The 20,292-nt window shown below is 42.9% G+C and carries 20 protein-coding genes; 2 read left to right on the forward strand and 18 right to left on the reverse strand.

Translation table 11 applies throughout. The features are described from left to right. The coding region (locus tag WH95_RS17905; protein ID WP_204247835.1) for a PDC sensor domain-containing protein at positions 1-793 on the reverse strand (793 nt) is incomplete at its 3' end. Between the two features lie 385 nt (positions 794-1,178). On the opposite strand from WH95_RS17905, the gene mazG reads away from it, so the two are divergent. Further along, positions 1,179-1,997 carry a nucleoside triphosphate pyrophosphohydrolase gene (mazG, locus tag WH95_RS17910; protein WP_046509747.1) on the forward strand — a complete coding sequence of 273 codons (819 nt, stop codon included), beginning with the start codon at positions 1,179-1,181 and terminating at the stop codon, positions 1,995-1,997. A gap of 38 nt (positions 1,998-2,035) precedes the next feature. Here mazG and WH95_RS17915 read toward each other — a convergent pair whose 3' ends face one another. The 6 genes from WH95_RS17915 to WH95_RS17940 form a co-directional block, all read right to left on the reverse strand. Next, complete coding sequence (locus WH95_RS17915; protein WP_157846004.1) at positions 2,036-2,590, reverse strand: hypothetical protein; 555 nt, start codon at positions 2,588-2,590, stop codon at positions 2,036-2,038. Beyond that, positions 2,583-3,464, reverse strand: coding sequence for an AEC family transporter (locus WH95_RS17920; protein WP_046509749.1), 882 nt, complete (start codon positions 3,462-3,464; stop codon positions 2,583-2,585). The genes WH95_RS17915 and WH95_RS17920 overlap by 8 nt, the downstream gene beginning before the upstream one ends. A gap of 107 nt (positions 3,465-3,571) precedes the next feature. Then, the gene (locus tag WH95_RS17925) at positions 3,572-3,916 is read right to left on the reverse strand and encodes an antibiotic biosynthesis monooxygenase family protein (RefSeq protein ID WP_046509750.1); all 345 of its coding nucleotides are present in this window, start codon (positions 3,914-3,916) and stop codon (positions 3,572-3,574) included. After that, positions 3,913-4,242, reverse strand: coding sequence for an NIPSNAP family protein (locus WH95_RS17930; RefSeq protein WP_046509751.1), 330 nt, complete (start codon positions 4,240-4,242; stop codon positions 3,913-3,915). Before WH95_RS17930 ends, WH95_RS17925 begins: the two co-directional genes overlap by 4 nt. Before the next feature lie 104 nt (positions 4,243-4,346). Next, positions 4,347-5,156, reverse strand: coding sequence for an inositol monophosphatase family protein (locus WH95_RS17935; protein WP_046509752.1), 810 nt, complete (start codon positions 5,154-5,156; stop codon positions 4,347-4,349). A gap of 40 nt (positions 5,157-5,196) precedes the next feature. Beyond that, positions 5,197-6,216, reverse strand: coding sequence for an adenosine deaminase (locus tag WH95_RS17940; RefSeq protein WP_046509753.1), 1,020 nt, complete (start codon positions 6,214-6,216; stop codon positions 5,197-5,199). A 135-nt stretch (positions 6,217-6,351) separates the two neighbouring features. Between WH95_RS17940 and WH95_RS17945 the strand changes: the two genes are divergently transcribed. After that, a complete protein-coding gene (locus WH95_RS17945) occupies positions 6,352-6,645 on the forward strand; it encodes a dATP/dGTP pyrophosphohydrolase domain-containing protein (RefSeq protein WP_046509754.1) in 294 nt (97 codons plus the stop codon). Positions 6,646-6,763: 118 nt separating this feature from the next. Here the strand turns inward: WH95_RS17945 and groL are convergent, their stop codons facing one another. The 11 genes from groL to dusB form a co-directional block, all read right to left on the reverse strand. After that, on the reverse strand, positions 6,764-8,422 hold the full coding sequence (groL, locus tag WH95_RS17950; RefSeq protein WP_046509755.1) for a chaperonin GroEL: 1,659 nt from the start codon (positions 8,420-8,422) through the stop codon (positions 6,764-6,766). Positions 8,423-8,481: 59 nt separating this feature from the next. Beyond that, positions 8,482-8,769, reverse strand: coding sequence for a co-chaperone GroES (groES, locus tag WH95_RS17955; RefSeq protein WP_046509756.1), 288 nt, complete (start codon positions 8,767-8,769; stop codon positions 8,482-8,484). 157 nt (positions 8,770-8,926) lie between these two features. Then, entirely contained in the window at positions 8,927-10,264 is a 1,338-nt protein-coding gene (gene hflX / locus WH95_RS17960; RefSeq protein ID WP_046509757.1) for a GTPase HflX, read from the reverse strand. A 27-nt stretch (positions 10,265-10,291) separates the two neighbouring features. After that, positions 10,292-10,549 carry an RNA chaperone Hfq gene (gene hfq, locus WH95_RS17965; protein WP_046509758.1) on the reverse strand — a complete coding sequence of 86 codons (258 nt, stop codon included), beginning with the start codon at positions 10,547-10,549 and terminating at the stop codon, positions 10,292-10,294. Between the two features lie 152 nt (positions 10,550-10,701). Then, positions 10,702-11,358, reverse strand: coding sequence for an HAD family hydrolase (locus WH95_RS17970; protein ID WP_046509759.1), 657 nt, complete (start codon positions 11,356-11,358; stop codon positions 10,702-10,704). 49 nt (positions 11,359-11,407) lie between these two features. Further along, complete coding sequence (trkA, locus tag WH95_RS17975; protein WP_046509760.1) at positions 11,408-12,784, reverse strand: Trk system potassium transporter TrkA; 1,377 nt, start codon at positions 12,782-12,784, stop codon at positions 11,408-11,410. 24 nt (positions 12,785-12,808) lie between these two features. Beyond that, positions 12,809-14,200 (reverse strand): nitrogen assimilation response regulator NtrX, encoded by a 1,392-nt coding sequence (gene ntrX / locus WH95_RS17980; RefSeq protein WP_046509761.1) that lies wholly within the window; start codon positions 14,198-14,200, stop codon positions 12,809-12,811. A gap of 35 nt (positions 14,201-14,235) precedes the next feature. After that, entirely contained in the window at positions 14,236-16,545 is a 2,310-nt protein-coding gene (locus WH95_RS17985; RefSeq protein ID WP_052742135.1) for a sensor histidine kinase NtrY-like, read from the reverse strand. Beyond that, positions 16,542-18,008 carry a nitrogen regulation protein NR(I) gene (gene ntrC / locus WH95_RS17990; RefSeq protein ID WP_046509762.1) on the reverse strand — a complete coding sequence of 489 codons (1,467 nt, stop codon included), beginning with the start codon at positions 18,006-18,008 and terminating at the stop codon, positions 16,542-16,544. The genes WH95_RS17985 and ntrC overlap by 4 nt, the downstream gene beginning before the upstream one ends. Next, on the reverse strand, positions 18,005-19,204 hold the full coding sequence (locus WH95_RS17995) for a two-component system sensor histidine kinase NtrB (RefSeq protein WP_046509763.1): 1,200 nt from the start codon (positions 19,202-19,204) through the stop codon (positions 18,005-18,007). The genes ntrC and WH95_RS17995 overlap by 4 nt, the downstream gene beginning before the upstream one ends. Then, positions 19,201-20,184, reverse strand: coding sequence for a tRNA dihydrouridine synthase DusB (gene dusB / locus WH95_RS18000; protein ID WP_046509764.1), 984 nt, complete (start codon positions 20,182-20,184; stop codon positions 19,201-19,203). Before dusB ends, WH95_RS17995 begins: the two co-directional genes overlap by 4 nt. Between the last annotated feature and the right edge of the window lie 108 nt (positions 20,185-20,292).

Below are 20,292 nucleotides of genomic sequence, written 5' to 3' on the forward strand. Positions count from 1 at the left end.
CCCTGATTTGTACCGGGACAAAAAGACGATAAATATCGCCGTCACCCTGTTCAAACGCTTCTCCTTTTTCAACAAGACCAACGGCTTTTTCCAGTACTTCATTTTTGTTTTCATCATCAACAAGTGGTTTTCCGAGTAACTCAGGGTCACTATGAGCCACCCACTGGCCATTGTTAGAAACAAGATTAACCGTGCCTGTTTCAAAAGGTGTCAATTTGTTAAAAGAAGCCGCCATGTCGTTCAAATTCATGTCGACGCCAACAACACCTAAAAAATTGTTATTATTATCCAGTATCGGATAAACAAATGACGTCAAGGTTACGATATTACCTTCGATATCATAACCAATGGGATCAACGATAACCGGTTGCTTCGTTCGTTTGGGAAGATAATACCAGTCTGTTTCCGGGCTGGTTTGGTCTTCGTCATAAGCTGTAATAATAGAAGGTAAAACACCCTTACCAAAATTATAATAGTATGTCAGATATCGTCCACTGGGGTTATCACCCGTAACATAGTCACTGTCCTTGCCATCCAGTGCATTTTTCTCATATCCCGCCCAGGCACCGGCCAGTACAGGGTTCGTAGACAACGTTTGCCTTAAAACTTCGTCATAGGCAGCTCGATCCGTTATTCCTTTTTCCCTTAAACTAATAAAGCTCTGGGTTAGTGTATGCGCAACTGTCATACCAATATCCAGTTGCCGCTGTACTTCTTTTGCTTCCATTTGACCGATTGCTCTTGCTTGATCAAGTGTCAGGTTCCGAACTGTATTTTCCGTTGTTCTAGCCATGAAAAAAATACTAACGACCAAGCAAAAAACGACAATCAATGCGCTATATAGCGTTAATTTTGCACTCAGAGATAACTTATTCAGCATATGGTTGGTTCCATTATCAAAAGGCAGGACATCAAACGCCGCCAAAACAAGAAAAAGATAAAATTTTCCCAATACTTCAATTAAAGAGCGATTTTTGAAAAATATATTCTTAGTATTAAAAAGCCGTAAATTATATTATTTATTTTTACTGTAAATTTGACGTAAATACTGAAATTAACTTCGGAAGTGGAATGGTTTCTGAATAGAGACTATTAATTTTTTCAATGTAATTATTTTTTTGCTCAATCGTTTTTAGGGATTTAAATTAACTCCTATCCTTCAAAATCCCAGGTGCGAAATGAGTAAAAAAATTCCGGATACCAAGAAAAATGGTATTAGTCGTCTTATCGACCTAATGCGTGACTTGCGAGACCCTGACGGCGGGTGCCCTTGGGATATCGAGCAAAACTTTCGTTCAATAGCTCCCTATACAATTGAAGAAGCCTATGAAGTAGCTGATGCAATTGAGAGAAATGATCACGCTTCGCTAAAAGACGAGCTTGGGGACCTTTTATTACAGGTCGTCTATCATTCCCAAATTGCAAAAGATGAAAACCTTTTTGATTTTGAAGATGTCGCCCAAGCAATAACCGAAAAAATGATCAGTCGTCATCCTCATGTTTATGGCGATATAAACCACAATGATATCGAAGAACAAAAACTGGCCTGGGAGGATTTGAAAACAAAAGAACGAGAAAAAAAGCAGGGTAAAAAAGAAACAAGCGTTCTAGATGGCATTACCCACGGATTACCCGCAGCAACACGTGCTATAAAGCTTCAAAAAAGAGCCGCAAAAGTCGGATTTGATTGGCCGGATATCAATCCGGTTATTGAAAAAATACATGAAGAAATCGAAGAATTGAAAGACGTTTTATCTTCAAAAGAGATAACCGACATTGACCGAGCAGAAGACGAACTTGGAGATGTACTTTTTTCTGTTGTCAACCTGGCAAGACATTTGGAAATAGACCCAGAACAAGCCCTTAGACGGACCAACCAAAAATTTGAAAATCGATTTCGTTATGTAGAGAAAACAATTAAAAGTCGTGGCTTAGATATTAACGAAACATCACTGGAATATATGGAAAACATATGGATAGAAAGTAAGAAAGTTTAGAATTCACCAAATTGATCAATTCTTAAAATATACTTTAATCAAGCGCCCTGTCTTTCTATATCATCCATCGATAATTCATGTATCTGGTATTTCTTGTTATTGTACCTATCATGATAATAAGCGGCATCATAGTCATATACAGATAAACTTAGAATAACCTTACCGCTTTTAGCTTCGTCGTATAACGGCAAGATAAACCGCCAAGAATATAACTCTTCTATAGGATGTTCTAAGTGCGCAGTTACACATAAAGCTCTTTGAATTTTGAATGCCTGATCCCAATGATTTCGTATCTTACAAGCCAGATCTTTCTCGTAAACCTCTGATAGCATAGAATTTTTTAAATGAGTGGGATGTGAGATGTTAACCATCTCACCAGCAAGACGACAAACATAATCACCTTTTTGAGGATCATATACAAACATGGCTAAAGATGAGAGAGATTTGGGGAACTTAAAAACATCCAAATCCTTCATAGAGGGTAAAGTTCCCTTAAATAAGTAATAATCGCTCCACCAGCCCAAAACACCTTTACTGATCGGGCATTTTAGAGCTTTGAACAATGCCTTGTTATTTTTTGATGTATCAGACAAGTAAGACAAACCACATTAAAATCGGTAGCGAAATAATAGATAGGGTTGTAGAGATAACAACCAAACTGGCAACTTCTTCTGGTTCTCTTTCATATAGCTGGGAAAAGAGATAGCAAAAAACAGCAACAGGCAATGCGCACTGTAAAATAACCACCCCCGCTGCGGTTCCTTCCAAACCCAATAGCCAGACTATGCTCAAACCAACAAGAAAACCGCCCCCCAGCCTAAAAATTGCCAGGGCAAAACTTCTGCCGAGATTAACAACCTTCAAGCTCGCCAAAGAGACACCCAAAGTAATGAGCATCAAAGGAATGGTTAAATCCCCGATAAGTTTTGTCGTATTTAAAATCCATTCAGGGACGCCAAGATCCGCAACCAATACAATTGTCGCAATAATTGTAGCGGGAATGATCGGCATCCCGACAAGCGATTTAGCAGAGAATTCACCAGATACAAAAGCAACACCAATGGTCAGCTGTATAACAACATAAACCGCAAAGAACCCAATCGCTAATGCAAGCCCCTCTTCGCCAAAAGCCAACAAACAAAGTGGCAAGCCAATATTACCAACGTTCGGCCATGTTAGTGATTGCAAATAAGTACGTTGTGAGAGGCCCATAAGCGCCAGAAAAATACTACCTGCGACGGCAAAAACAATATTAGCCAGGGTTGCAGCCCCCCCAATCGCAAGAAGGGCATCCATAGAAAGGTCAACAGTCGCTAATGTATAAAACACTAACGCAGGGGTGCTGAAATAGGTCACGAGGAAAGTCACCATAGGCGTATCAAATTTACGCCCGGCTTTTGCCCAGATAAAACCTATCGCAATACAAATTAAGACGGGAGAGATAATCCCAAGAATTTCAGCTATCATATTTTTTGGAATCTTATTACGAATGGAACTACACAATTCCAATAAAATCCAACCATGTCAAAGAAAAGCCGGATTTCACACCCGGCTTTAATATAAATGCTACTCAATTATGAAAACAGCGTTCTTGAATCACGGGGAGCCTGATCCCTCTCGTTCATACCATAATCCCGAATAACAGAAGCGACTCTTAACCTGTAGTCAGAAAAAACACCTGCTCTCCCTTTCATTTGGGTTTGACGATGATCTGATAAATTACGCCACTGCTTAATCGCTGACTCATTTTGCCAGAATGATAGTGAAAGTATTTTGTCCTCATCCACCAAAGACTGGAAACGTTCAATTGAAATAAATCCATCAATTTCACTTAGCTTTTCTTTCAAATCTGCTGCCAAAGAGAGGTAATAATCTTTTTGCCCTTTCGCAGGGATCACTTCAAAAATCACAGCAATCATGACGCAACAAAATCAGCATGTGGCAAAGAAGCATTTTTTAAGAAAAGACGATCTTCTTTAAGGATAAATTTCTCCTTTTGAGCAAACTCATAATTTTCTTTTCCAAGCGGGTGAGCCATTAATCTCGCACGATATGTTTCATACGCGGCCATACTCTCAATATTATAGATTCCATAGGCCGTTGTTGTAGAACCTTCATGTGGAGAAAAATAGCCAACAAGGTCAGCTCCGCATTCTGGAATAACCTGTCCCCAGTTTTGGGCATAAGTATCAAATAGATCTTTTTTGTACGGATCAATTTGGTAGGTAATAATACACGTAATCATTTTAACCTCTTATCATTAAGACAAGAGAGTATTACCACCTTCTAGTGTTAAAACGTTTCGCTTCAGGACGAAGTGTGCTTATGGATTATAGCTAAAAATCGCGATTAAGGCCTGATCAATCTGTGATGAATTTCATTCCACAGCTCTTCATTTGATGCCAGTAACAATCCCTGTTTATTGTAGGCACTATAATTATAGGCTGTACGATCAAGACAGGCCCCATACCCACCCGCTTCACGATGAATGATCTCACCCGGCAGATGATCCCAGGGCATTAGTCGGGTAAAAAGAGCAAATTGGGTTTTAGCTGTTGCCAAGCGTTCATAATCAGCCCCGGCGCAGCGCAGTGTTTTTACTGTATTAAGCTTTGATCTATTTTTTTCTAATGATTTTCTTATAACCGGGTCCTGATCTTCTGAACCATGAAGCGTTCCTACACTCTGATCCAAGGAATTAATAGCACCGGTTATATTCAACTTTTTACCATTCAAAAAAGCACCCTCGCCGCTTCGGGCTTCGAGCATATCTTTATGAACCGGACCAAATATCCAACCAGCTACCGTCTTCCCTTGATAAAGTAAAGCCAACATCGTTTTAAAAATACCCCGACCACGTGCAAAATTATTTGTACCGTCGATGGGGTCTATAACCCATGTTAGCTCACGCTCATCCAACTTTTGTAACAAACCTGGGCTGCGTGCGACTTTTTCCTCGCCTATTACCTGGCTGCCAGGAAATAAATTAACGAGACGCTTTTCAATTAGTTCTTCGGTTTCAGTATCCGCAATTGTAACCGTTTCTCCACCTTCTTTATACGAAACGTCACCTTCGGATAAATTCTGAAACCTTGGAAGAATTGTCTGTTCAGCAACTTCATTAAGAAGCACTGCCACTTTGTCTAAATTTGAAAACATTACGCGCCTAACAGACTGGTTCTAAAAGAAATAACGCATATTATTGATAGCTTGAGACAATAATATCAATACGGTCCAGATGCCGTGTTTTTTCTTCATCCGTTAGAAACGATCCTTCGATAGAGTTACGACATAACACCGCGATATCATCTTTGCTCAATTCCAAGGCTTCAGTAACTGACATAAAGTTCGCCGTCATATAACCGCCAAAATAAGCAGGATCATCAGAATTGACCGTGACTTTCAAACCAGCCGCCATCATTTTCCTAAGCGGGTGCTCTTTCATATCGGTCACACCACAAAGTTTAAGATTTGAAAGCGGACATACTGTAAAAGCAATCCCAGATTTTGCCAATTCCTGAGTTAAATCAGCATCCTCTATTGTTCGGTTACCGTGATCTAGGCGATCAATCATTAAAAGCTCAATAGCCTCGCGAACATATTCAGCAGGTCCCTCTTCCCCTGCATGAGCCACCAATTTGAGATCTAAATCACGAGCCGCATTAAAAACCCGCTCAAACTTTGAGGGAGGATGCCCCATTTCACTGGAATCAAGGCCAACCCCAATAATGCGCCCATCAAACCATGGTTTAGCTTCTTCAAGTGTTGCGAAAGCTTCTTCTTCGCTCAAATGACGCAGGAAAGACATAATAAGTTCAGAGCTAACACCCAACTTTTCCTGACCATCATCCAGGGCACGTAAAATACCATTTGTCACAGTAGAAAATGCGACACCACGGCTTGTATGACCTTGAGGGTCATAAAAAACCTCAACGTGAACGACACCTTCTTTGGCGATCTTTTCCAAATAAGCAAAGGTTAGGTCATAAAAATCCTGTTCCATTTGAAGAACATTCATTCCCTGATAATAGATATCCAGAAAATCTTGTAAGTTAGAAAAATTATAAGCATCTTTTATTTCATCAACGGACTGATAGGGCAGTTTAATATTATTCCTTGTTGCCAATTTCATCATCATTTCAGGCTCCAACGAACCTTCGAGGTGAAGATGCAGCTCGGCTTTTGGTAAAGCATTGATAAAATTTTTGAGATCACCCATATATTTCTTCCAAGTAATTTTTTATATAATGCGTTAACTCTAATGCCTTATCCCTTCTTTGAAAATAGAGCGATAGAGATTTTTCTATCTTTCCTTTAAAGCCATTATTCCGTTTATGAAAAACTGAGATTTCTTATGGAAACACAAACAACTATCTGTGATTGGGCTGAAAAAACCTTTGGCCCCGTTAAGAATGCTAACGATCTCCTTAAAAGAGCGATGTTAGAAACAACAGAACTATCAGAAGCTATTGCAGAAAATAATATCAAGGAAATAGGGAAAGAGACTGCAGACGTCGTTATCTTACTATACCGCCTACTGGATCAATACGGGTTGGACATGAACAAGGAAATTAACGAAAAAATGGCAATAAATCGCGCCCGAAAGTGGAAATCAAAAGGCGACGGTACCGGAAGTCACATTAAATAATTCAATGCCCCAACAAACTTTCTATTTTCAAAATTATTTTAAGACGGGACAACTTGAGCATAAAAAAAAGGGAGCCAAACGGCTCCCTTTCTTGATAGCAAACGGATGTTTGGCTGGCTTAGAAGCCCATGCCACCCATGCCGCCCATACCACCCATGCCGCCCATGTCAGGCATTGCAGGAGCAGCTGATTTGTCTTCTGGCTGATCAGCAACCATAGCTTCTGTTGTAATCATCAGACCTGAAACAGAACCGGCATCCTGAAGAGCTGTACGAACAACTTTAACCGGATCGATGATACCAGCAGCAAAGAGATCTTTGTATTCACCAGTCTGTGCATCGAAACCAAAGCCAGCTTCGTTTTTCTCTGTGATTTTACCGACAACGATGGAACCTTCGTAACCAGCGTTTTCAGCGATCTGACGGATCGGAGCTTCAAGTGCACGACGAACAACGTTGATACCAACGTTCTGGTCGTTGTTTTCACCTTCAAGATCTTTAAGAGCAGCAACAGCAGAAAGAAGTGCAGTACCACCACCGGATACGATACCTTCTTCAACAGCAGCGCGAGTAGCGTTCATAGCATCTTCAACGCGATCTTTACGCTCTTTAACTTCTACTTCAGTAGCACCACCAACGCGCAGAACAGCTACACCGCCAGCAAGCTTGGCGAGACGCTCTTGAAGTTTTTCACGATCGTAGTCAGAAGAAGTTTCTTCAGCCTGAGCACGGATCTGAGCGCAACGACCTTCGATCTGATCGCGGTCACCAGCACCGTCAACAACAACAGTCTCTTCTTTAGAGATGTTAACGCGCTTAGCAGTACCGAGCATGTCAAGAGTAACGTTCTCAAGCTTGATGCCAAGATCTTCAGAAACAACAGTACCACCAGTAAGGATAGCAATGTCTTCCAGCATAGCTTTACGACGATCACCGAAACCAGGAGCTTTAACAGCAGCGATTTTCAGACCACCGCGAAGTTTGTTCACAACGAGAGTTGCAAGCGCTTCGCCTTCAACATCTTCAGCAATGATCAGAAGCGGACGACCGGACTGAACAGCAGCTTCGAGAAGTGGAAGCATTGGCTGAAGGTTAGTCAGTTTAGCTTCGTGAAGAAGAATGTATGGAGCTTCCAGATCAGCAACCATTTTCTCTGCGTTTGTTACGAAGTATGGAGAAAGGTAACCGCGGTCAAACTGCATACCCTCAACAACGTCGAGTTCAGTTGCAAGTGACTTGGCTTCTTCAACAGTGATAACGCCTTCTTTACCAACACGCTCCATAGCTTCAGCAATCATGTTGCCGATTTCAGCTTCGCCGTTAGCAGAGATTGTACCAACCTGAGCAACTTCTTCAGTTGTAGAGATCTGTTTCGCAGAAGCTTTAAGAGCTTCAACAGCTGTTGAAACAGCCAGATCCATACCACGCTTAACGTCCATTGGGTTCATACCAGCAGCAACAGCTTTTGCGCCTTCACGAACTAGCCCCTGTGTCAGAACAGTCGCAGTTGTTGTACCATCACCAGCTACATCGTTGGTTTTGGAAGCAACTTCGCGAACCATCTGTGCGCCCATGTTTTCAAACTTATCAGAAAGTTCGATTTCTTTCGCAACAGAAACACCATCTTTAGTGATGCGTGGCGCACCAAAAGATTTGTCCAGAACAACGTTACGACCTTTTGGGCCGAGAGTAACTTTTACAGCATTTGCAAGTACATCTACGCCACGCAGCATTTTATCGCGAGCGTCAGTACCAAATTTTACGTCTTTAGCAGCCATAATTCATAATTTCCTTTAATTCAGGGACCAGTAATATTGAAGCTTGTTTAAAGCTAATATTATTGAAGAATGCCCATAATGTCGGACTCACGCATGATCAGCAGAGTTTTGCCGTCAAGCTTCACTTCGGTGCCGGACCACTTGCCATAAAGAACAGTGTCGCCTTCTTTAACATCGAGAGGAACAACTTTGCCATCATCGGAACGAGCGCCACTACCTACGGCAGTAACTTTACCCTGCATTGGTTTTTCTTTGGCAGTGTCGGGAATGATGATACCACCAGCAGTTTTTTCTTCCTGGTCAAGCGGCTCAATAACAACACGATCGTGAAGAGGTTTGAAGCTCATAGATCAACTCCATCAGAGTATATTAATACAAAAAATATCGGGCACTAAAGGTGAGAGATTTTCCTATTGTTAGCACTCTCACCAATTGAGTGCTAAAAGCCATATAGATTGCAGGTACTAGGATGTCAACCAGTGGAGAAAAATAATTGGGATAATTTTATACTTCCGGCTCTTCTTCCAGTGGATTTATGGCAAACTTGCTTATGAATTTATCAGCATCGGCTTGAAGAATAGAAAGAGAAACCCAAACCCCCTCTTCATGGTGGTCCTGTTCAAGAACTTTGGCATTGTCGTGCAACCAAGACAATGCAGCACCATTTTCATAGGGAATTTCAAATTCATAGACAAGGTTTTGGGCGTCAAGAAGCTGTTCCACCATATGAAGGAACTCGGAACATCCTTCCCCGGTAATTGCAGAACAAAGAAGCGTTGTATCCTGATGACCCGATTGTATTTCCAAAGAAGATTTTATTTCATCAGAAAGTAAATCAGATTTATTCCAGACTTCGATCATATTTTTTTGAATATCCGGGTCCAGTTCCAGATCATTCAAAACAGCCTTCACATCATCTTTTTGAGCTTCGGTATCCTCATGCGAAACATCTCTGACGTGAACCAGGACGTTTGCCTCTCGCACCTCTTCTAGCGTTGCACGGAAAGACGCAATCAGATCTGTCGGCAATTCAGAAATAAACCCAACAGTATCTGATAGGATGATCTCACGCCCGGATGGCAAATTAACCCGCCGCATGGTCGGATCCAAAGTTGCGAACAACAGATCTTCGGCAAAAACTTTTGATTCAGTTAGCCGATTGAAAAGTGTTGATTTTCCCGCATTCGTATATCCAACCAAAGAAACGATTGGAAATGGTACTTTACGACGTGCTGAGCGATGAAGCTCACGCGTTTTTTTGACCATTTCGAGGTCGCTTTTCAGACGAACGATCTTTTCATCAATCAAGCGCCGGTCAATCTCAATCTGCCGCTCACCTGGGCCACCCATGAACCCTGCACCACCACGTTGACGCTCAAGGTGCGTCCATGACCGTACCAATCTAGAACGCTGGTAACTTAGCTGCGCAAGATCAACTTGTAATTTTCCTTCTTTGGTGCGCGCGCGTTCACCAAAAATCTCAAGGATAAGTCCTGTACGGTCAATAACTTTAGCTTCCCAACCCTTTTCTAGGTTACGCTGTTGCACAGGCGTCAAAGCAGTATCGACAATCACAACCTCAACTTCATTTTCGTGTATGTAGTCGTGATACTTGTCGATAATACCCGAACCAAACAAAGTAGATGGCTTTGGTCGCGCCACTGTAATCACTTCGTGGCGAATAATTTCCAGATCAATGGCCAAAGCCAAGCCATACGCTTCTTCCAACCGAGCTTCGGAAGAACGCGTTGACTGAGAACCTTTTTTCAATTCCGGGTGAAGTACAATGGCGCGGACCTGCTTTTTACGGTCCACGCCATCATCAATAATTTTTGAGCCCATATAAATCAGCAAAACCCGTCAAGGTTATTATGCTGCTCCGCCTTCGTCATCTTTACCTGGATCAAACAACTGAACTGGCGTCGCAGGCATAATTGTAGAAATTGCGTGTTTGTATACGAGTTGTGCATGTGCATCACGGCGAAGCAATACAGAGAAATTATCAAACCAAGAGATAATGCCTTGTAGCTTTACACCATTTACCAGAAAGACCGTTACCGGGACTTTGTTTTTGCGAATCGTATTCAGGAATACATCCTGTACATTCTGTGATTTTTCCGCGGCCATCGCGTTTAATCCCCTTATTAGTTTTTATTGCGTGTTTTTATTGGTTGGTATCGTTAGCTTTTGGGGTTATGTCCAAAAATCGGACAATTGAGATTCTTTATCACTATGCTGAGGAAATACAACCCCCCTTCAACAAAGGACTTAAAAATCTGTCATCTTTTTGACGACAAAAAGGTTTGCATTTCGCTGCAAGATCTAAAATGCAGCGCAGGTTTACAGTCGATAAATTCATCATTCTTAGGGGGTTCTGGACGAATTAACACCGGATAGCAGGTACTATTATGAGCACATTGAAGATCAATATCCGTATCTCCGACAAACCACACATGTTTATCAGAAATAATACCGCTATCCATTAAAGCCAAATCCATAACCATAGGATCAGGCTTGTCTTTTTCAGCATCATTTGCACCGATTATGTTCTGGAAAAAAATATCCCACCCCAGCTTTGATACTTCCTTGCGAAGGATATATCCTTTTTTATTGCTTACAATGGAAAGATAAATCCCTTTAGAGACCAAGAACTCCAGAAGTTCTTTTGCATGGGGCAAAGGAGTTAAAACATCAAGATGACGTGCCTCATAGGTATCATAAAAAACCCTGGTTGCAGCTTCCGTTTTATCACCGAAAATTTTTGGAAAACTCTCCCGCGCCGATGCACGCACCCTGTCTTTCGCTTCTTCAAGGGTCCAGGGAATCATGCCCATTTCCTCAAACGTTACGGACAAGGCATGATGGATCGAAATCCAGCTATCAATAAGTGTATTATCCCAATCAAATACGATGGCTTTGGGCAGAGAAGATGTCATATGTTTTCAATATCTCAAATCAAGTAATATAATTCAGGAGGGAAGCCCCCTAGAAAAACTCTAGCTTAACAGCAAACAGCTTTTCGATCTTTTTCACGGCTTCCGCAGCTGAGAAAATCACAACAAGATCATGGGATCTGACGATAGTTCCCCCTCTTGGAATAATAACCTCACCATCCCTGACAATCGCCCCGACAATAACACCGGGCGGAAGCTTTGCTTCGCGAATAGGCACTCCGACAAGGCTTGATGTCTCAAGTGCCTCAGCTTCAATAACTTCACCGAGACCATCTGCAATTGTGTGTACGGAACGGATACGGCCCCTTCTAACATGTTGCAAGATATTAGACACCGTGATGCTACGAGGATTAACAACAGTATCAATACCCAGGGTACTGATAAGCGGCGCATAGGATGTTGTATTGATCAAGGTAACGGCGCGCTTACAACCGTGCCGTTTTGCCAGTAAAGAGGTAAGTATATTCACCTCATCATCATTGGTTACGGCCACAATTGTTTCTGTGGTTGATATATTCGCTTCGTTCAAAATCTCTGCATCAAGAGAATCACCATGAATTACCACAGTTCGTTTCAATGATTTAGCAACAAATTCCGCCCGTTTTTTATCAAGTTCGATAAGCTTAAGTTTAACTTGCGGGTGGTTTTCTTCTACAGACTTTGCAAGGTAAAGCCCAATATTACCACCGCCAATAATAACGACTCTTCTAGCTTCGGATTCAGAGTGCCCAAAGGCATCCATCGCCCTGCTCAAATGGTCATGATCCAGGACAAGATACACATCATCGTCAGGCCGGAGTTCGTCATCAGGTGTTGGAACAAAGCCTTTACCCTGTCGAAAAATCCCGACAACCACAACATTCAAGGTTGGAAAAAGCTCTGTCAATTGGCGCAGAGGTGTATGAACTATCGGCGTATTTTCTGTACAGTGTACGCCAATCAGACTCACTTTACCGTCGGCCAGAGGATAAACATCAAACGCTCCCGGAATTTGAAGACGTTTTTCAATAGCGGCAGCAACTTCAATTTCGGGTGAAATGATCACATCAATAGGCATATGATCACGCGTAAAAAGATCTGACCACATCGGGTCCAGATAATTTTGCTCACGAATACGCGCGATCTTGGTTGGCACATCAAACATCGAATGACAGATCTGACATGCAACCATGTTGACTTCGTCGGCATGCGTAACAGCAATAATCATATCTGCTTCGGATGCGCCGGCTTTTTCGAGAACATTTGGGTGCGAGGCAAAACCAACAACACCCTTAACGTCCAGTGAATCTGTGATTTTATTTACCAGACCAGGATCACGGTCAATAACAGTGATATCGGCATTCTCACTTGCAAGATAGCGGGCAATATTAAATCCCACCTGACCAGCACCACATATAACTACTTTCATGACAGGATCCTAAATCCGTATTTTTTAATTTCGGTCTGTTGAAATACCAAGGGTTCTCAACTTGCGATGTAAAGCTGATCGTTCCATACCAATAAATGTAGAGGTTTTCGAGATATTTCCGCCAAATCTCATAATTTGAGCCTCAAGATACCTTTTTTCGAACAATTCTCGCGCATCCCTTAAGGACAGAGACATCAAATCTTCTTGCCCGGCAGAGCCAGATGAAACAGACGGAGATATAGATCCGATATCAGGTGGCATCATTTCGGCCGAGATTACTTCATCCCCCTCACCTGGTGCCATAATTAATAGCCAGTCAATAACATTGCGAAGCTGTCGAACATTACCCGGCCATTCATACGCCTGAAGGGATGCCATTGCATCTTGTGCCAAAGGGCGAGCAGGAATACCGTTGGTTTTAGCTGATAAATCCATAAAGTATTCTATCAAATCCGGGATATCATCCCGGCGATCAACCAATGCAGGAACGACAAGAGGGACAACATTCAAACGATAAAAGAGATCTTCCCTAAACTCACCAGCCGCAATCAAGGCCTGTAGATCTTTATTGGTAGAGGCAATAACCCTAACATCAACTTCTACCTCTACATCTCCACCGACTCTGGTAAAGGATTGCTCTTGCAAAACACGAACTATTTTCCCCTGTGTTTCAAGGGGCATGTCTGCAACTTCATCAAGTAAAAGGGTTCCACCGTGTGCTTGTTCAAATGTACCAATCCGTATAGATGTTTCCCCATCCTCATCTTTACTTTCAGTACCAAACAACTCACTTTCCAAACGATCTGGATGCATCGTCGCACAGTTCAGTGCTACAAACGCCCCATTGCTTCTGGTGGATTGCTGGTGAAGTTGACGGGCGACAACTTCTTTTCCTGCCCCCGCAGGCCCAGTTATCAAAACACGGCTTCCGGTTGGGGCGACCTTATCCAATGCTTGCTGAAGCTGAACCACCGGGGCAGAATTACCAATCAAAGACGACTGAACAGCAGCACTTACTTTCAAACGCTCATTTTCTCGTCGTAATTCTGATAACTCTATTGCCCTGTTGATAATCAAAAGCAGGCGATCTGATTTAAACGGCTTTTCAACAAAATCAAACGCACCAATTTTGATCGCACTTACCGCAGTTTCGATTGTTCCATGTCCAGACATCATGACAACAGGTAAATCGTTATAATCGTGTTTAATAGCCTCTAATATTCCAATACCATCAAGCTCAGAGTTATTCAGCCATATATCAAGTACAACCAGACTGGGACGTCGGGCATGAATTGTCGCAAGGGCCTCTTGACTGTTGGCGGCCTCTCGAACGATATAGCCCTCGTCTTCCAGAATACCACTTAGTGCCATTCTGATATCAGCTTCGTCATCAATAATGAGAATTTCGCGGGTCATCTAATCAATCTGCTTAAATTTGTTAAAATATTCTATTAACCGTTAATCGGGAATACCAAGTGCACACGGGCACCAATTATTTCACCAGTTTGATCCAAATTATCTTCGAGAACAAGAGAGCCGCCATGATCTTCCATAATTTTCTTAACAATCGCCAGCCCTAAACCTGTTCCTTTTTCTCGGTTCGTTACATATGGCTCTGTAAGTTTTTCACGATTTCCCGCGGGTAATCCCTTTCCTGTATCTTGGATAATAACCGAGATTTCTGTTTCTGACTTTTCAAGAAACACCTTAATTATTGCAGCGGTATCCTTATTGCCTTGCTCAAGCTTTCCTTCGATTGATTCCCCAGCGTTTAACAACAGGTTCGTCAAGACACGATTGATTTGTTCAGGATCACAGGAAAGTTTTATATTCTCATCAGGAACAATGGTTTCAAACTTAATCCCTTGTTGGGCTGTATCCTGTAAAAAAACGGCTTCCTTTATAAGCTTGTTCAAATCCGTTTCTTTCATTTTTGGAACAGGCATTCTCGCAAAAGAAGAAAACTCATTTACCATTGTTCCAATATCCGTTACGTGCCGGATGATCGTGTCGATACAAAGCTCAAATGTCTTGGTATCCCCCTCAATCTCTTTGAGATACTTTCGCTTTAGTCGTTCAGCAGAAAGTTGAATGGGTGTTAGCGGGTTTTTTATTTCATGAGCAATACGTCTGGCAACATCTGACCACGCAGCTTTACGTTGGGCCGAAACCAATTCAGTAATGTCATCAAAGGTAATAACAAAGCCAATAATTTCAAAATCATCGCCAAGCTCTGCGACTGTTCGTAACAACAATGTACGTTGGACACCATTTTCCTGTGTGTAGGGTATGTGCTTTTCGACAGGGCGAAGTGGTCTGGATTTAGCTTCCTCAACAAACTCGGCGACTTCTGGCATTACCTTAGAAATGTGTTGCCCCCGAAGCTCTTGAAATTGCTCTGCAAAAAAAGATGATGCTGACCTGTTGGGCAATGTAATTTCTGCTTTCGCATTTAAACCAATTACACCAGCGGTAACACCCCCCAAGACAGCTTCGATAAATCTTGTACGTTCGTCCAATTGCGCATTCGTACTCATTAATTCTTGTTGTTGACGCTGCAATTCCCCCGTCATCAAGTTGAAGGTGCGAGACAAGCGCCCAATTTCATCGTCTGATTTATTGGAAATAACCCGTGTCTCCAGATCACCTTCGCGCACCTTTTCTGCCGCAGCAATTAAATTCCCAATAGGCCCCGTAAGGTTATTTGAAAAAGTCAAACCAACCCAAACTGATGCCAACAAAATCATTAAAGCAACAATTGCAAAGATCATTGCGAAGGTAAGCACAAAACCAGATCGTTGCCCTTCCAGATCAGTGTAAAGCGCAACGGCACTTTTTGCGCGATCTATATGTTTCAAGATATTTGGGTCAATGGGACGGCCAACAATAAGGAATGATCCATCAAATCCGCCGAGATACACAAGCGCCCGGACGCGATCATTATTTTCCCCAGACAGGATAACGACCTCACCAGTAATCGCATTATTTATTGCAAAATCAGGTATTTCAGGCGCAAAGTTAAGCAAAAAACTAAAGGCCGCTTTTCCCTGAACCTGCCCTGATTGATCAAAAACAACAGCCTCGGTCAAATTGAGGCGGTTAGCTCTGTCAGTCAAAAAAGCATCAAACTGATCTTCATTCTGTATCAATAAATTCAAGGATTGCCCAAGGTCGTTTGAAATAGACAAAGCATCTGCAACAATACCTTGCTGATGCTCATTGAGATAGGATTCAGCAACTGCGTATGATTCCTTAACCGCCGTACTCACTTTCTCATTAAACCAACCCTTTAAGCCAAATTCAAAGAAACCGACAGAAACCACAGCAACAATGATGGTAGGCGTTACGGCAACTAAACTGAACAATCCCACCAATCGGGAATGCAATTTCGCCCCTGCAAGCCCACGCTTTCGCTCTAGCCACAACAAAACAAGTCGTCTGACAACAATCGCCAACAGCGCCATTAACAGGATAAAATCAGCCGTCAACAAAAACAAAATAAGCTGGGGATCATTGGCTTGGGAAAGATCACCTGAAAGAGCAGAGAATGTTGTAATACCGCTAATACTTGCAGCAACCAGCAAAATAATCGCCAATTTTCTCTCTAGACCAACACGTTTGGCCCAAAGAGACGCATTTAACCAAAACCCATTATTCTCTGGTCCATTACTCGTTGTCCCACTATTCGCTGGCCCACTATTCATTGACATTGTCTCTTTTTGAAGTGCAGAACTCCGATCACTTTGTGTCTGTTCAATCATGCCTTACCGCCCTTGATCACTGACACTTCAAGTTCCTTTATCTTTTTCCGCAAAGTATTTCTATTCAATCCCAAAAGTTTGGACGCTTGAATTTGATTACCATTTGTTGAAGCTAAAGATAGCTCGATCAGAGGTTTTTCAATCTCTTTTAAAATGCGATCATACAGTCCAGTCGCAGGCAGTTCAGGGAAATGAGCCGCAAAATATTCACTGAGATGCCGTTCCACGGCCTCACCCAAGGATTCATTCAGCGCCGGAACAACAGGAGAACTGACCATGTTTTCTTCTGTACTCGTCCCCATGGAAATAAGGTTGAGTTCATGTTCGACGATATCCTGTGAAATAACATCCTGGCTATAGAGAACAGTTAATCGCCGAACAACGTTTTCCAATTCGCGAATATTTCCCGACCAGTAATTATTTCTTAAAGAGGCCATAGCCCCCTGATCAATGACCTTTCCTGGTAAACCTTCTTGTTCGCATAGTCGAAGAAAATGAGATACCAGCTCAGGTATATCCTCTGAACGCTCTCTGAGTGGTGGCAACCTCAACGGCACCACACTTAGTCGGTAATATAAATCTTCTCTAAAGCTGCCCTGTTCAACCATTTGCGCAAGATCTCTATGGGTCGCTGTGATTATACGAACATCAGCTTTGATGGGAACCCGCCCACCGACTGTGGTAAATTCATTTTCCTGCAAGACACGTAAAAGTCTTGTTTGAGCTTCCAGAGGCATGTCACCAATTTCATCAAGAAATAATGTTCCGCCAGCGGCTTGCTCAAAGCGCCCGGAATATCTTGCGGTCGCCCCTGTAAAAGCTCCTTTTTCATGACCAAAAAGCTCGCTTTCAATTAATTCTTTTGGAATAGCCGCCATATTCACGGCAACAAAAGGGCCTTCTTTTCTCTTGCCATAATCATGAAGTGCCCGTGATATCAGCTCTTTGCCCGTCCCTGATTCACCTGTCACCATCACGGTTAGATCCGTTGCCATCAATCGGGCCATCACTCGATAGATTTCCTGCATCGCTACGGAACGACCAATCAACGGCAACTGTTCTTCGGCTGCTTCCTCTACCTCTTCAACAACATCAACCGGCTCTGAAAGTGCTCGCTTAACAGTTAAGGATAACTCTTTCAAATCAAATGGTTTTGGCAGGTATTCAAACGCACCGCGCTCGGTAGCTTTAACCGCAGTTAACAATGTATTTTGCGCCGACATCACAATGATTCGTAGGTCCGGACGAATCTTTTTGATCCGCGGAATGAGGTCCAATCCATTTTCGTCTGGCATGACAACATCAGTTATAACCAGGTCACCTTCGCCCTTAGCAACCCATTGCCATAATGATGCTGCACTGCTTGCCGCTTGAACACGATAGCCTTCCCGCCCCAATGCGTGCGTTAAAACAGTTCTGATTGCCTGATCGTCATCGGCAATCAAGATTGTCGCATCACTCATGAAGCATCCCTCAGATTTTTATTTAATCGCGCTTTACTTTGATCTCGTAGATCTTTTGGTACCAATGGCAAACTGGTCGAAAATTTTGTTAACCGGGGCATGCTTTCCAGCTCTATGACACCACCGTGCTCTTCGATAACCTTAGAAACAAGCGCCAAGCCAAGCCCCTTCCCTCCGGACTTCGTCGAAACAAAAGGGTCGAAAAGATGTTCATGAAGGTCAGCAGAGATGCCTGGCCCGTTATCTTCAACAGTAACCAGCAGAGGAAGATCCATCCGTTCATTCCCCCCTTGCAATCGCATTCTTACGCCCTGTTGATAACTGGTCGTTAAGGTGACCTCTCCCCCTTCTTTACCCAGTGCCTCAACGGCATTTTTCACAAGGTTAAGAAAAGCCTGGATCAAAAGATCCCTGTTACCATAAACTTCTGGAAGCGAAGGGTCGTATTTTTCGGTAAATTTTATATTCTGCCCAAATCCGGTTTCGGCCAGAAGCCTGACATGCGCTAAGACTTCGTGAATATTAACGGCTTCTCTTTCCATTGGCCGTGTATCAGAAAACATTTCGATACGATCGACCAAGGTCACGATACGATCTGCCTCATCACAAATAAGCTTGGTGAGTTGCCTATCATCTTCCCCAGCACTTAGTTCCAATAGCTGGGCCGCGCCCCTAATTCCAGATAGCGGATTTTTCACCTCATGGGCTAACATGGCCCCCATGGCTGTGATTGATCTTGCAGCATTGCGATGAACAAGTTGATGGTCAATTTTACGGGCAATTGACTGCTGTTGAAGCGTTACAACGCTAAAGCCAGGCCGGTCATGCATCGGGGAAATAACAACAGTAACTAAATGTGTTCCAATTCTAGGCGTTTCCAATCGCACGCCATATTCAGCAACTGAACTTTCTTCCCTTTGAGTCTGTTCAATCAAGTGAACAATCTGAGAATCTTCTGAGAAGTGTGTACCTAAAAGGCTCCCGACCAGAACCACTTTGCTTGATTGCAGGAACTGTTCAGCTGACTGATTAACAAACACAATCGCCTTGTCTGGCCCCACAACAAAAACCGGGTCAGTTAATGAATTCAAGACGCTCAGAGATGCTGAATTTTCATCAAGAGACAACGGACCATATCTATCCGATGCAACGGTCAAGTTTTGTCCGTTATCATTACTTAAGGAGTTTTTTGTCATGCTGCTTTATCAATGTGAGGCTGAAAATATTCTCCCAACATTCTGATCACAACATCGGGTTCATTTACCTTGTTGATTTCTGCCCTAAATGAAGCTGAATCAGGAAGCCCCTTACAGTACCAAGCCAGATGCTTTCGCGCGATGGCGACGCCTTTACGCTCTCCATAATGAGATAACATAGCTTCATAGTGTTCACAGATAAGCTCAAAAATCTCTTTCAGCTCAGGCTCATCTACATATGTCCCATCTCTGAGATACTGACTAACTTCTCTTAGCAACCACGGCTTGCCATAACATCCCCGACCAATCATCACGCCATCCGCGCCAGATACTTTCATCGCTTGCTTGGCATCTTCGGGGGTTAGGATATCACCATTGATGATTACAGGTACATTTACCGCTTCTTTGACGGCACGAACAGCTTCCCAGTCAGCTTCGCCTTTATACATTTGATTTCTTGTGCGCCCGTGAACGGTAATCATTTGAATACCAACGTTCTCTGCACGTTTTGCCAACTCTGGCGCATTACGGTTTGTATCGTCCCAGCCAAGACGCATTTTGACGGTAACAGGAACATCCACCGCTTTGACAGTTGCATCCATAATATCCTCGGCCAACACTTCATCTTTCATAAGCGCAGACCCGGCGTACTTTGAAACAATTTTTTTCACCGGACACCCAAAGTTAATATCGATAATGGCAGCACCACGATCAACATTCATCTTTGCAGCCTCGGCCATAATACTTGGATCACAACCAGCCAGCTGCACTGCCATTGGAAACTCTTCAGCGCAGTTGGTACTTAGCTTAAGGGACTCTCTGCTCTCTTGCAGCATTGCCTTGCTGGCAATCATTTCCGAAATCACCAACCCCGCACCATAGCGTTTAACCAAACGTCGATAGGGCATATCAGTAACGCCAGACATCGGGGCTAATAAAACCGGATCCTCTATCTTAATAGGACCAATTGAAATGCTCATTCGTTGTGCACCATTCGCAACCGCCTAAGTTTTAGGCAAAACAAGAAAAACTGCTTATACAGCCTTTCCCGGCTTATGCGAAGGGGAATGTGCAAAAAACTTACTGAA

This window comes from Kiloniella litopenaei, from assembly GCF_000982415.1.
In the GTDB taxonomy this organism is placed as follows: domain Bacteria; phylum Pseudomonadota; class Alphaproteobacteria; order Kiloniellales; family Kiloniellaceae; genus Kiloniella; species Kiloniella litopenaei.

Bases quoted from the DNA above. Each gene is read 5' to 3' on its own strand.
- mazG (WP_046509747.1), top strand. From the start codon at position 1,179: ATGAGTAAAAAAATTCCGGATACCAAGAAAAATGGTATTAGTCGTCTT.
- WH95_RS17920 (WP_046509749.1), bottom strand. From the start codon at position 3,464: ATGATAGCTGAAATTCTTGGGATTATCTCTCCCGTCTTAATTTGTATT.
- WH95_RS17925 (WP_046509750.1), bottom strand. From the start codon at position 3,916: ATGATTGCTGTGATTTTTGAAGTGATCCCTGCGAAAGGGCAAAAAGAT.
- WH95_RS17930 (WP_046509751.1), bottom strand. From the start codon at position 4,242: ATGATTACGTGTATTATTACCTACCAAATTGATCCGTACAAAAAAGAT.
- WH95_RS17935 (WP_046509752.1), bottom strand. From the start codon at position 5,156: ATGTTTTCAAATTTAGACAAAGTGGCAGTGCTTCTTAATGAAGTTGCT.
- WH95_RS17940 (WP_046509753.1), bottom strand. From the start codon at position 6,216: ATGGGTGATCTCAAAAATTTTATCAATGCTTTACCAAAAGCCGAGCTG.
- WH95_RS17945 (WP_046509754.1), top strand. From the start codon at position 6,352: ATGGAAACACAAACAACTATCTGTGATTGGGCTGAAAAAACCTTTGGC.
- groL (WP_046509755.1), bottom strand. From the start codon at position 8,422: ATGGCTGCTAAAGACGTAAAATTTGGTACTGACGCTCGCGATAAAATG.
- groES (WP_046509756.1), bottom strand. From the start codon at position 8,769: ATGAGCTTCAAACCTCTTCACGATCGTGTTGTTATTGAGCCGCTTGAC.
- hflX (WP_046509757.1), bottom strand. From the start codon at position 10,264: ATGGGCTCAAAAATTATTGATGATGGCGTGGACCGTAAAAAGCAGGTC.
- hfq (WP_046509758.1), bottom strand. From the start codon at position 10,549: ATGGCCGCGGAAAAATCACAGAATGTACAGGATGTATTCCTGAATACG.
- WH95_RS17970 (WP_046509759.1), bottom strand. From the start codon at position 11,358: ATGACATCTTCTCTGCCCAAAGCCATCGTATTTGATTGGGATAATACA.
- trkA (WP_046509760.1), bottom strand. From the start codon at position 12,784: ATGAAAGTAGTTATATGTGGTGCTGGTCAGGTGGGATTTAATATTGCC.
- ntrX (WP_046509761.1), bottom strand. From the start codon at position 14,200: ATGACCCGCGAAATTCTCATTATTGATGACGAAGCTGATATCAGAATG.
- WH95_RS17985 (WP_052742135.1), bottom strand. From the start codon at position 16,545: ATGATTGAACAGACACAAAGTGATCGGAGTTCTGCACTTCAAAAAGAG.
- ntrC (WP_046509762.1), bottom strand. From the start codon at position 18,008: ATGAGTGATGCGACAATCTTGATTGCCGATGACGATCAGGCAATCAGA.
- WH95_RS17995 (WP_046509763.1), bottom strand. From the start codon at position 19,204: ATGACAAAAAACTCCTTAAGTAATGATAACGGACAAAACTTGACCGTT.
- dusB (WP_046509764.1), bottom strand. From the start codon at position 20,184: ATGAGCATTTCAATTGGTCCTATTAAGATAGAGGATCCGGTTTTATTA.